Below are 12,939 nucleotides of genomic sequence, written 5' to 3' on the forward strand. Positions count from 1 at the left end.
TTTATTTATAATTATACGCATAATTTAGATTTTCTACAAAAAGTTCATTTTCAGTTAGTTGTCATCCTAACTCGGGTCCACATCCACTATCCAGCGAACGGACCGGAACTCTGGTCGGGATTGAAGCTCTTCTGTGATCTCTGCAAGTTTTTCCTTAAAGGTGGTTTGGGTAGCACCAGATCGATCAAGTTTGATTAAGCTTTCGAATTGGTACTGGTTTTTGACTCTTCCAATAATGGCCTTTTCAGGCCCCAAGACAATCTTTTTGACAGCAATTTGGGCCATTTCCCGATGAAGGGCGATGGCAGCTTTTTCCGCAGTTTTGAAGTCTGCATGTCGGGTCGTGATTTTCACCAGTTTGACATAGGGAGGGTAGAAAAACTTCCGCCTCTCCACCATTTCCTGTTGGAAAAATGAGCCATAATCCCCTGCAATCACTTTTGCGAAAATATCCTGATCCGGGTTGCGGGTTTGGATGATGACTTTTCCCTTTTCGGCTCTTCGACCGGCTCGTCCAGCGACTTGGGTGATCTGCTGAAAGGCCCGTTCTCCTGCTCTGAAATCCGGAAAATTCAAGATTCGATCTCCATCCCAAATTCCCACCACCGTCACTCTTCCAAAGTCCAGGCCTTTGGTAATCATCTGTGTGCCTACCAAAATATCGATCTGTCCCGATCCAAATTCATCTAAAATTCGCTGGTAGCCATATTTATTCCGGGTCGTATCCAAATCCATACGGCCTAATCGAGCTTCAGGAAAAAGTAAGGTCAGCGATTCCTCAATCCGCTCGGTTCCCATTCCCTTGGTAGAAAGTTGTGTGCTGCCACAAGCAGGGCAGGAGGTAGGAACTTTCTCCTTGTAGCCACAATAATGGCAGCGCAGCTCTTCGGTAAATTGATGGTAGGTCAGACTGACGTCGCACTGTACACATTCCGCAGTCCAGCCGCAATCTTCGCATTGCACATAGGGAGAATATCCTCTTCGGTTCTGGAAAATCAATATCTGCTCATTTTTGTCCAGTGCTTCCTGAATCTTCTCCCTCAAAAGTCTTGTGGAATCGAGTTTCAAAAGATTTTTCCTTCGATCAGCTCCTAAGTCTGCCAAAAAATAATCGGGGAGTTCGGCTTCACCAAAACGATACTTCAGTTCGACGTATCCATATTTCCCTTGCGAGGCATTGTAAAAAGATTCAAAGGAAGGAGTAGCCGAACCCAATAAGGTCTTAGCCTGATGAAAGTAGGAAAGCATAATGGCCGCATCCCGAGCCTGAAAGCGGGGAGCCGGGTCAAATTGCTTATAACTAGCCTCATGCTCCTCATCCACGATGATCATCCCTAAAGAGTCAAAAGGTAGAAAGATGGAGGATCGGACACCTACCACAAAGGAAAAACGTCCGCTCAAAACCCCATTCCACACTTCGACCCGCTCATTGTCGGAATACTTGGAATGATAGACTCCCATTTTGGAACCAAAAACTTCCTGTAACCTGCTGACAATCTGTGTGGTTAAAGCAATTTCTGGAAGTAAAAGTAGAACTTGTGAACCGCTCTCAAGGACTTCCTGAATGAGTTGGATGTAGATTTCTGTTTTTCCGCTTCCGGTAATCCCATGCAGAAGTACCGTCTGTTTCTCTTCAAAATGACTCTTGATTTGACTTACAGCCTCCTGCTGAGAAGGAGATAATTGGGCTGGAACCCGCTCCGGTTCTACCTCTTGGAGGCGGTTGACGGTGACTTTGAAGCTTTCAAATATTCCATTTTTGATCAGGGTCTTAAGCGAACTTTCCGAATCTCCTTCTTCCAAGATCGTGGCCTTGTCCAGTCCCGTTTCATTGAGTTCAGGTTTTTGGAAAACCGGTACATCCCGCAGGTATTTTAAAAGGATGGATTCCTGCTTTTCCTTTCCGGAAAGCTGCTCAAAGATTACCTCCAAAGCCTTCTTGTCCTGAGCCAAATCCTCTCGAAGACGAATGCGGGTTTCGATTTTCGGTGTGTATTTTTCCTGAACTTTTTCAAAAATCAGAATAGCTTCTTTGGCCACCAAGCTTTTCAAAATCGGTGTGACCGTTTTGATTCCAAGGATTTTCTCGCAATCCTCATAAGTTAGCTCCTTCTGATTTTCGAGGGCATCGAGGATTTTCTCCTCCCGCTCATCAAGGGGATAGGCAGCGTTTTCCCGGTCAAAATCCGGATTGGATTGAATCTTTGATTCACTGGAAAGTCGAAGCCCCGAAGGGAGCGCTGCATGCATTACTTCCCCGATATGGCAGCAATAGTAATCGGCCATCCAAGCCCAAAATCGGATCTGAAGGGGATTGACAGAGGGGCGCTCATCCAGGACTTCCAAAATAGGCTTGGCCTCGTAGGCTTGAGGAGCTTTATTGTGAACCTTTCCGATGATTCCGGTTAGAATCTTTTTTCTTCCAAACTGGACGATTACCCGTGCACCGATTTGGATCTCCGAGGAGAGATTTCGGGGTATTTTGTAGGTAAACATCCTGGGAATGGGTACCGGCAAAATGATGTCCGCAAAGGAAAAACCCGATTCATTTTGGGTGATCTCATTTTCTCCAAAAAGGCTCAGCACTAGGTCAGTTCAAATAAGGGATTTGCGATAAAGCTTCATCTACACGGCTTACCGGTCTTCGGCAGGCATGATCGAAACAAACATAAATTAAGGCATTTCCGGTCGAATCCGGAGTTTTTCCTTTCAAAATCGGGGCAGTTTCTGTCGATTTTTCTGACCAAGCCAATGCAATATTGCTGGGCTGTTTTTCCAAAAGTTCCAATGCCAAGGATTCTGCACCCTTTCCTACGATTCCAATCTCTGCCGTCGGAACCACCGTTTCCAAGAGTAAACTTGCCCAATTACACAGGAAACCAGGCTCTTTGAGAATGAGCTCCTTCATCTTTCGAAGCATAGCCTCGGCAAACTCTCCATATTTTTTCTCATAAGTGAATAGTGCCAATCGATGGAGATTTCTGGCCATGATGGAATTGGAGGCAGGAATCACATTGTCAAAAAGTTCCTTTTTGTTGGCGATGAGTTTTTCGGCCTTGGGGTTATTGAAATAGAAAAAGCCCTCCTTTTCGTCATAGAAGTTTTCCAAGCTAAAGTTCGTCAAAGTTCTAGCAAAGTCCAGTAAATCACTTTTTCCGCTTACTTCGAAAGCCTTTAGCGCAGCTTCAATGACGGCTGCGTAATCTTCCAAGAATCCAGGAGTGTAGGCTTGTCCATTTTTATAGCTTCGAAATAATACACCATCCACCATCAGTTTTTCCTGAATGAATTTCAGATTGTTCAAAGCTAAATCCAGCATCCGCCTTTCACCAGTGGCGATATAAGCCTGAATCAAACCAGTGCTCATCAAGCCATTCCAACCGGCTAGAATCTTATCATCTTTTCCAGGGAAAATGCGCTGATTTCGATTTTCTAAAAGGGTAGTCTTAATTGCTTTCAATTTTTCGAGCAATTCCGCTTCGCTCATGTTGAATTCCTCCGCTACTTCCCGATAGGAGGAGGTTTGAAAAAGGATGTTGACTCCGTCTTCCCAATTTCCGTGGATTTTCAAATTGTAAAGCTTTCGAAGCCAAGGCATCTCATCGCCCACAAGTTTTTCTAATTCGGAATAGCGCCAGGTATAGAATTTACCTTCCACTCCTTCGCTATCTGCATCTTGGGCTGCTTCGAAACCTCCTTCGCTAGTCAGCATCTCAGCCTCCAGCCAATCGACCGTTTCATTCACTTTTTCTAAGAAAAATGGGTCTCCGCTCACTTGATAGGCTTTGGCAAAAAGCTTTAAAAGTTGCCCATTGTCATAGAGCATCTTCTCGAAGTGTGGGGCAAACCATTCTCCATCTACCGAGTAGCGTGCGAAACCACCTCTCAAATGGTCATAAATACCTCCCATTCCGATTTTTTTGAGGGTAAAGAAGACCGCTTCCTTTAGCTCATCCCTTTTGGAGGTGATGGCATAGTCCAAGGCAAAATCCCAAATTGCCGGCATGGGAAATTTGGGGATGCGGTTCATACCACCCCATTCCTTGTCAAACTGCGCGCTGAGTTTGGTGATCACTTCGCTTAAGTCATCCGCACTAAAATCCTCCTCTGATTCCTTGATTACGTACTTTTCTATCTCAGAGCGGCTGAGGGAGCGCCCAAATCCTTCGGCACTTTCCGCCAACTGATCCTCGTGCTTTTTAAAAGCATCTGCGATATTGGCAAGCAAGCGTGTCCACTGCTCATTTTTGAAGTAGGTACCTCCGTAAAAGGGTTTTTGGTTGGGCATCAGAAAAACATTCAAGGGCCATCCTCCCTGCAATCCCATGGCCTGCACGGCATCCATGTAGATATTATCCAAGTCGGGCCGCTCCTCCCGATCGATTTTGATGCAGACAAAATGCTCATTCATCAGTTCGGCCGTCAGCTCATCTTCAAAACTCTCATGTTCCATCACATGACACCAATGGCAAGCGGAATAGCCGATGGAAACTAGAATAGGTTTGTTCTCCTTTTTGGCTTTTTCGAGTGCTTCCGGACCCCAAGGAAACCAATCGACGGGGTTGTTGGCGTGTTGGAGAAGGTAGGGGGATTGGGAATTAGCGAGGCGGTTTGGCATAGTTGGAAAGTTGAAAGGTGGTAAAGTTGAAAGATTGGCCTTCAAGGGTTTTAAATCTCTTGGATTATTTGAGGAATTCGTAAAGTTATCAAGGATTAATAAGCCTTTCGAGCGCCTGATTAGTATCCTCTAACTCTTTTGAAAAGTCGAATTCCGTACCCATTTGTTCCAGTTTGGACCTTAGGTTTTGAAGAAATTTGAGATGTGAGTCACTTTCGGGGTTCAGGGGACGATGAGCCAATTCCCGTTGGATTTTTTGAATCTCGGAAATCTTGATTTGGGTTTCTTTTAGAAAATAGGTCTCTGAGAATCGCTTCCAGATGTAGTTTTCTGCTTCTGCCGTGGGATGAATTCTATCCTCCTTGTAAAATCGATAGTCCCGCAATTCATCCATCATAATTTCGTATGCGGGGAAATAGCTGACAGATTCTAGTTTTTTTTCCAGCTCATGGCAAAGCACACAAAGGATACTTTTACTCAATTGATTCTCTGGAATCCCGTCTTTGATATGCCGCACAGGGCTGACCGTGAGAATGAATTTTAAGTTTGGATTGCTCCGAGAGATATTTCCAAGAGTAATTTCCAAGTCCAAGAGCATTTTTTGCATGGAGGAAAGTTTTTTCTCGAAAATCTTTTGCGGCTGCTTATGGCAATTGGCAACCGATCCAAAATCCTGGTGCTCGTAAATCCAGGCTGTACCAAAGGTCAAAATCAAGTGGGTGCCTGAAGAAAGATACTCATGGGTTTCCTTGATTTTTGAATTCCATTTTTGATTTAGATCAGCTTTGCTTTTTCCTACCAAATCCGAATGGGCTGAGTAATGAAAAAACAATCCTTCACGCTCCAAAATCCCTGATTCATCTATCGAATCTTCAAACTGAGCATGATTGAGGATTTGGGATAAACTAGTGGGATGGAATATGGTACCAAAAGGATTGGTTAAAACGTCAAATTTGCAGCTTTCCAGTTTGCTTCCTACTACTTTTGCAAAGCAGGATCCCATGCTGAGGATTTTAGATTGATGAGAAATCGGAGCGGATGCAGGAGGTATTTCGAATGAAGTAAACCAGTTCATACATCGAATTTACAGATTCTCCGGAGGTCCTTTTAAATATTATTCATTAGATTTTTAAAAAATAATTCGAAAGATGTGTGATTTTTTATGTGAAGTCCAGACTAATAGATCAAAAGCTAATTCATGAAGCGCGAGGACGAATTCATTCAACTCATTCAGGAAAATCAAGCATTGATCTATAAGATCGCGACGATTTATACCCGGGATCGGGAAGAGCAGCAGGATTTGTATCAAGAGGTGGTCTATCAGACTTGGAAATCTTTTGATCAATTCAAAAAAGCTGCGAAGCCTAGCACTTGGCTGTATCGAGTTGGGATGAATACGGCGATCACTCATCTCAACCGCTCCAAAAAACGGGTAGCTGCAGTACCCATGGAAGGGATGGAGTTTGACTTGATGGATGAGACTGATTCTCAAAAGGAAGAGCAAATCCGACAGCTTTATGCGGAAATCCGAAAGTTGGGATTGCTGGACCGAGGAATTGTTTTTCTCTTTCTGGAGGGAAAAAGTCATGAGGAAATATCCGAGATCGTCGGCATCACTTCCAGCAATGTGGGAACACGACTATCGCGAATCAAGGAAAAGCTAAGAAAAGGAGTACAAACCACTAAAGCCCACTAATCATGGAACTCGAGGAAATGAAATCAATCTGGGGTGAACTCAGTGGAAAAGTAGAAAATCAAGAAAAAATCAAAAAAGAAGAACTCATGAAAATGACTAAAAAGAAATATCATAACAGTCTGGGAACCATCTATTTTCCAGAAATATTGGGAGCAGTGATTTGCTTTACTTATGCAGGATTCTTTGTCTTTCAGATCGACAAGCTAGAGATATTTGCCAATCAACTATTCGCGGTATTCAACACAGTTTTGATGATCGTCTTACCGATTATCAGTTTGGTGATGCTCTATCGATTTAGCCGGCTCAACATCAGTGATAATAGTCCGATGGAGCTGCTTAAAAAGTTCAAAAAAGACAAGCAGTTTTACCGTGATTTCCAAATAGTGACAGTAGTGCTCTCCGGACTTTTTGCCATGACTGTTTTACCCCCGCTTGCTGAGTTAATGGGCAAAGTGGATATGGTGTCCAATCCAAATTTCTGGATGATTTATGTGCCAATAGGGGTGATTTGTGTCTTCTTCTTTGGAAGATGGACAGTAAAAAAGTATACCCGAGCCTTGGACAAAGCGCAGGAAGTAATCGAAGGGATTGAAGAGTGAAAAAGGGGCTAGTCCCCTTTTTTTATCCCTTCCCAAAACCGATGCACCTGCAAGTCTCCAAAACCATAGATTGGAAGCCTTCTCTGAAATTCCTGAAACGTCTTTCCAAAGCCCCAATCTGGATAAGCAGCTTGAATTTCTTTCAAAGTTTCGAAAGGAAGCCCCTCTGAGTCTTTCGATGGAATCATCGCTTTCCAAGCCTGAATCGCAGGAACTAAGAATGAAAACTTTTCAGGCAAAGATTCCGAAATTTCAAGCGCTTTGTCAGGTTCTTCTTTTTGGAAGTATGCCCAAAGCTTGCCGAAGGCTTCAAAATCTGATGAATCCAAAACGGTTGCTTGGTTCAATTGATCAATCAACTGTTTGGAAGTCAGGTGTGCGAAGGAGTAGGGGGAAGAATTACCGGGAAGCACCAGATGAGCTTCTTCAAGAGAATCAGGCAAAAGAGTTATGGCTTTCCAAAGATTGAGCTGACAGAAGAGATCTTCCTCAAACCAAAGATAAACCCTTGCTCCTCGGGGGATTTGAGTAATCCTTAGGATCTCAGCTTTAGAAAAGGAAATGTAGTCTTTTTCTCCATAGTGCTTTTCTAGAAACGCTTTTCGGATCTTCCAAAACTCATCTTCCGAATGTGCATAAACTGGTCCATCGATCAGGCATTCCCTGAACATGATTTTCTCACCCGGTATTTCTTTTGGGAATTGCTCAGCTAAGGAGTCTCCATTCAGAATGTGAAAAGTCATTCGGTTGGATATTTTGACTTCATATAGCCATAGGATTTTTTGATCAGCTCCCGTAAAACTTGCTCATCTACATCGATCAATTTGTTGATATACAGGCAAGAGGAACCAGTCTTGTGTTTGCCAAGCTTTGAGAAAAGCTCTTCGAAACTAGTTTCCATGCAGCCCAATAAGTACAAGGAAAGGGAAGTTTTGCGCGGAGAAAAGCCAACGATGAGGAAGTCACCTTCTCGACCGCTTTCATATTTGTAGTGGTATTGTCCGAAGCCTACGATAGAAGGTCCCCACATTATAGGCTTTTCTCCCGTGACTTCTTCTATGATTTGCTTGAGTCGGAATGCATCTTCCCGTTTTTTGAGCGATTCTACCTGATTGAGAAAATCATCCACTGAGGCATCGGTAGGTTGGGTTTTGTTTTCTGCCATGGCTAGTCCATTAGGTGGTTTTGGAGAAAGTTAGCAGTTTCATTAGAAACCCGAATCATATTTTCCCATTTCATCCAATGGTGGGTATCCCCGGGGATTAGGATGAATTCGTAGGGCTTTTTCAATTCATCAAAGCGTCTGATCAAATTGGTGGTTTGGGATACGTTGACATTGCGGTCATCATCGGAGTGGATGAAAAGAACCGGGCTGGTCCAAGTATCCAAATCTGAGATCGGAGAGGAGTTCCAAGCTATTTCTTTTGCTTTTTCATAATCAGGAGCTATCTCATAGCCTTCAGGCAGATCGTATCTTCCATCCAAGTCATGTACTCCGTGGATATCCACGCCCACTTTGAACAAGTCCGAATCCCGAGCCAGAGCCAAAGCCGTGAGATAGCCTCCGTAGCTTCCTCCATAGATTCCGATTTTATCCCCATCGACTTGAGGTAAATTAGCTAAGAATTCTCCTCCGGCCTTCACATCCTGGTATTCCACTGCCCCTTGATAGTAGCCGTATGCAGGTCTGTGAAATTCATAGCCATAACCAATTCCCAAGCGGAAATTCACTGAAAGGACCACAAAACCCATTTCAGCCAGATACTGATTCAGCGCATAGGTATTGGTGTAATAATCCATATAACTCCAACCTAAAAGCATCTGTCGCTGAGGACCTCCATGGACGAAAACTACTCCTGGCTTTTGAGAAGAACCGCCTTCTTTTTCAAAGAGCTGCCCATAGATAGTCGTCCCATCTGCAGCGGTGAATTTGACCTGTTTTGGGGCCACTAGTTTGTTTTGTGGGAAATCAGTATGGATTAGATTGGATTGAAGTACTTGAGTTTTATCTTCTTTTTTAACCGTAACCAAATGAGGTCTTTGTGCTGTAGCGGAGAAGTATGCCAAGTTTCCATTTGCCAAAGCGACCGGATAGGCTTCTATTCCTTCTCCGGTAGTTTCCCAGTTCAGTTGTTTACTCTTTAAATCTACCGAACCAATATGCCTGCGATCCTTGTCCGCTTCACTCGGGCCATAGTTTGCTGAAAAGATCACTCGATTGCCATCCGGACTTAGCTTGATTTGCTCCACCATGTAATCACCTGGGGTGAGCAGAGTTTCTTTTTTCCTTTGCAAATCCAAGGCATAGAGATGCTGCCAACCATCATGGTAGGACTCGAAAACCAGCTCATTTTCATTGGGATAAGAGAAAAAGAAAGAGCGATAAGACCCTCTCAAAGTCTCAGGAGCTTTCCAAAGCATTTTGGCTTCTCCGGTGGCTACATATGCATGCCAGATTTCCCAAGGAGCATGTCTTGGCTCCAAAAGCGGAAAAGCCGCACCTGTTCCACCAAGAGTTTTGATAAAGGCGAGTTTACTGCCATCGGGTGACCATTTCGGTTGGGAATAGCGGTGAAATGAAGGTGCGATAAACTGAATGGGATTCTCGGCATCCCGATAAATGCCTAGCAGCTGATTACCTCCTCGGTTGACCGTGAATGCTAGGCTTTTTCCGTCAGGAGAATATTCCATGGAGTTGACGGATCCTTTAATGTCAAATAATTGGGAGGGCTCCAAATCTTTTGCTAGATCGATGGTAAAGACTTTCCCACTTTTCAAAAAAGCCAAAGTAGAACCAGGGCCTACCACCAAATCATCGCCCTCACCGATGATACTTATTGCTTGAGTGGTTAGGTTGATTTTCCAGATTTCCACTTTCGGAAGCGAAGGAAGATTGTCCACATTCACAGTGGAGGAGTATAGGTAGCCACCGTGATCTCCGCCTCGTACGAATATCAACCAATTTCCATCCTGGGAGAAACGCAAGCCGGTGATTTCCTGCCCATCATCCTTGTCAAAGGAAGTGAGTTTCTCAGGATTGAAATCGGGGGCTTTTGCATAATACACATTTCGCATTCCCTGCTCATACATAGCCCAGGCGAGTTGAGTGCCTGATCGATCTGAGGTGAGTTCAGAGGGAAAGGTGAATTTTCCTATCTCTTCCATAGTGAAGGACTGGGCGAATAGCTGGGAATAAAAAACGAAAAGAAGAACTAATAAACCGAATAATTTTTTCATGGATCAATATTTTTCGTGAATCATGTAAAGCACCTTTTGTAATTCCGTTTTCAATTGGCTGGAGGGAATCTGATAGTTATTCATCAGGCAGGAAAAGTGAAGAATCTTTCCGCTTTTGGTGATCAAATAGCCGCTCAGTGCATTGGACATACTAAGCGTTCCCGTTTTGGCATAGATGTAAGGAGGTTGTCCCTCATCGGCAGGATACCAGTTTCGGATAGTTCCGGATTCTCCACCCGCAGGGAAGTAGGCTTTGATTTTTTCCAAAGGCACTTCTGCTCTGATTTTGCCCAAAAGGGCAATAATTGACCGTGGAGTAAACATATTTCGGGAAGAAAGCCCCGAGCCATCATACCACATGGGTTCGTCGGGAAGGTCATTCAATAAATTCTCCTTGGCATAATCAATTGCTTCCCGAGTGCTTAAGCGATTGTTGAGTTGGTCAGAGACCAAAAGCATCAGTTGCTCAGCAAGAAAGTTATCGCTGATTTTCATCATTTGCGCATAGATGCTATCGGCTGGAGCGCTTTGGAGTTTTTTAGGATCAAGCTTCAAGTAGTTTTCGCCAGAAATGAGGCTGACTTTTTTATCTAATTTTTCGCTCAAAAGCTGAGCGGCAAATTCTGCCGAGGTGACAAATGGGATATCCCGCTCAAAGTTTTTCTCAGATTCTGGTGTGAAATATTGGTATTCATTTTTGAACCGATCACGGCGAAAAGTAAGGTAGCTGGGAGGTCCTGAGGCTGGAATCAGTTTATCTTCAAAATAGGAGGGATAAGTATCAAAGCCAGATTGGGTAGAGTCCTTGGAGAATCGTACGACATTGCCATAAATCGGAAAAGCCGAGCGCTCGGTGGCATAGTAGGCGTTATACCAATCCCAGGACCAGCCTGGACCAAAAGCATCCACTTGGTCAAAGTTGTCAATTAGGAAAAGTTTCTTATCTGATTTTCGAAGAAAACCTATGACAGTGCTATCCTGCAAATCAGGATGGAGTAAACTCGGGTCTCCTGTTCCCCAAAAGATCAAGGAGTCTCCACGCTCCAAGTAGTTGAGTCCATTTACCTTTTCATCACCCAATACAGTGTAGGAGGTGTAGAAGGTAAAGAGCTTGGTATTGGAGGCAGGAATAAAGTATTTATCCTCATTAATGGCGACTAGAGGTTTTTCCTTTGCCGGATCCGTGAGCATAAATCCCAAGTGTCCTTTTTTAAAAACATCCGACTTAGTCAGGGTTTTGTTGATTTTTTGGACCGTGCAGGAGCATAGTGCTATGAGAGCAATGAAATAGATCTTCTTCATGATGTAAAATAAAAAAAGTCTCCTGCTTTTGGGCAGGAGACTTAGGTTAATGGTCAAATACTTATTGATCCCACCAGATTCTATCCAGCAAGGTCACATTTGGAACGTTATTTCCATTGCGGCTAACCTCACTATCAGGGTAGGCCAGTCTTCGGATATAGTTTCCGTTTAATTCTGGATTTAGGTTTTCTGGAAGAGTCATATCCTTGTAGGCATAATCGAATCGACGAGCGTCATTCCAGGTTTCAGGATGCAAGAACATGGCAACCCACTTCTCTTTCATGATCTGATCCATGGTCAAGGACCCTGCTCCCACGCTGACACTTTCATCAGCTAGGTAGGCTACTTTGTCCTCTTCTGATACACCCAACATATCCATATGGGCTTCGATTCCTGCCAGGTAAGCCGCATAGGCTCTTGCCGGGTCAGATGCCAAAGCTGCTTCTGCTTCGATGAATTTCAATTCAGCGTAAGTAGCGATCAAAAGGGGAGAAGTGGTGGAAGTATAGAATTGGCCAGGGATCAAGGTGGATCTAGCTCCTTGCTCCGGAGCATCTCCTCGGCCAGCTCCATTGACTGTACCGATGAATTCACCCTCGTCTGTAGTTCCGATCATCAAAGGAAGTCTAGGATCCACGGTAGGATAGCTGGTTCCATCCAGTGCCTGAACGAATTGCTCTGAAATCCATCCTCCAAGAAGTAAATTGGAATTGTTGATCGCAACCTGCGCCCATGGGTTGAATCGCTGCTCAAAGAAAGTAACAGCAGCATCATCATCATTCGACTGGAATCCTGCCGAAACAGCTGCTAAAACCTCATTGGCGTTGTAGGTAGAGGTTTCTTTGGTATGCAAAAGGAATCGGGCTTTCAGTGAGTTTCCAAATCTGATCCATTTGTCGATATCACCACCAAAGATAAAGTCGTCTGCACCAATTGAGATCGCCGTCTCGCCTTGAAGGTTGGCAATGCCCTGATCTAAAAGAGAAAGAACCTGCTGGTACAATTGCTCATCGCTATCATATGCTGGGGTCACTGTTTCGAAGTTGAAACTTTCAGAGAATGGAACATCTCCGAAAATATCCACGGTCATTCCCAAGTTGAGGGCCATCAAAATTTGACCTGCACCGAGGTAATGATTTGCTCCTGATTCCTCTGCCTTGCGAATGATTTCATTGACATCCGTCATCACATTGTATAGGCTAAACCAAGTACCACTGAAGTTCACCGGATCCATCGTATCGGATGAGGTAGCTGGGTTTGGCGAAGCAAGGTATTGCACATAGTTGCTAGTAGCACTTCCGATTCGCTGCACATTGAGCGCAGTTTCATAAGTACTGTTGGTCATCAGACCAGAGATAGGGGCGTCTTCGGGATTATTTGGATTTTCATTGACATCCAAGAAGGACTCACAGGCTGAAGCTGTAAGTAAAATTCCGGCACCCAGTATGGTATATAATTTATTTTTGAATTTCATATCTGTCGTTTTT

General features: G+C 44.0%; 10 protein-coding genes. 2 read left to right on the plus strand and 8 right to left on the minus strand.

Going from position 1 to position 12,939, the window contains the following annotated elements:
• Positions 1-66: 66 nt before the first annotated feature.
• The 3 genes from priA to G457_RS0116795 form a co-directional block, all read right to left on the minus strand.
• The gene (priA, locus tag G457_RS0116785; protein ID WP_026947490.1) at positions 67-2,586 is read right to left on the minus strand and encodes a replication restart helicase PriA; all 2,520 of its coding nucleotides are present in this window, start codon (positions 2,584-2,586) and stop codon (positions 67-69) included.
• Between the two features lie 4 nt (positions 2,587-2,590).
• Complete coding sequence (locus tag G457_RS0116790; RefSeq protein ID WP_026947491.1) at positions 2,591-4,618, minus strand: thioredoxin domain-containing protein; 2,028 nt, start codon at positions 4,616-4,618, stop codon at positions 2,591-2,593.
• A gap of 88 nt (positions 4,619-4,706) precedes the next feature.
• Positions 4,707-5,693 carry a GSCFA domain-containing protein gene (locus G457_RS0116795; RefSeq protein ID WP_035484145.1) on the minus strand — a complete coding sequence of 329 codons (987 nt, stop codon included), beginning with the start codon at positions 5,691-5,693 and terminating at the stop codon, positions 4,707-4,709.
• Between the two features lie 123 nt (positions 5,694-5,816).
• On the opposite strand from G457_RS0116795, the gene G457_RS0116800 reads away from it, so the two are divergent.
• Entirely contained in the window at positions 5,817-6,314 is a 498-nt protein-coding gene (locus tag G457_RS0116800) for an RNA polymerase sigma factor (RefSeq protein WP_026947493.1), read from the plus strand.
• Positions 6,315-6,316: 2 nt separating this feature from the next.
• On the plus strand, positions 6,317-6,913 hold the full coding sequence (locus G457_RS0116805) for a hypothetical protein (RefSeq protein WP_026947494.1): 597 nt from the start codon (positions 6,317-6,319) through the stop codon (positions 6,911-6,913).
• Between the two features lie 8 nt (positions 6,914-6,921).
• Here the strand turns inward: G457_RS0116805 and G457_RS0116810 are convergent, their stop codons facing one another.
• The 5 genes from G457_RS0116810 to G457_RS0116830 form a co-directional block, all read right to left on the minus strand.
• Entirely contained in the window at positions 6,922-7,656 is a 735-nt protein-coding gene (locus tag G457_RS0116810) for a DUF1835 domain-containing protein (protein WP_035484146.1), read from the minus strand.
• Entirely contained in the window at positions 7,653-8,078 is a 426-nt protein-coding gene (locus G457_RS0116815) for a DUF1801 domain-containing protein (protein ID WP_026947496.1), read from the minus strand. The genes G457_RS0116810 and G457_RS0116815 overlap by 4 nt, the downstream gene beginning before the upstream one ends.
• Before the next feature lie 2 nt (positions 8,079-8,080).
• On the minus strand, positions 8,081-10,150 hold the full coding sequence (locus G457_RS0116820) for a S9 family peptidase (protein WP_026947497.1): 2,070 nt from the start codon (positions 10,148-10,150) through the stop codon (positions 8,081-8,083).
• A 3-nt stretch (positions 10,151-10,153) separates the two neighbouring features.
• Positions 10,154-11,452 (minus strand): D-alanyl-D-alanine carboxypeptidase/D-alanyl-D-alanine-endopeptidase, encoded by a 1,299-nt coding sequence (locus G457_RS0116825; RefSeq protein ID WP_026947498.1) that lies wholly within the window; start codon positions 11,450-11,452, stop codon positions 10,154-10,156.
• Between the two features lie 61 nt (positions 11,453-11,513).
• Entirely contained in the window at positions 11,514-12,926 is a 1,413-nt protein-coding gene (locus tag G457_RS0116830) for a SusD/RagB family nutrient-binding outer membrane lipoprotein (RefSeq protein ID WP_026947499.1), read from the minus strand.
• Between the last annotated feature and the right edge of the window lie 13 nt (positions 12,927-12,939).

The organism is Algoriphagus marincola DSM 16067 (genome assembly GCF_000429405.1).
GTDB lineage: Bacteria > Bacteroidota > Bacteroidia > Cytophagales > Cyclobacteriaceae > Algoriphagus > Algoriphagus marincola.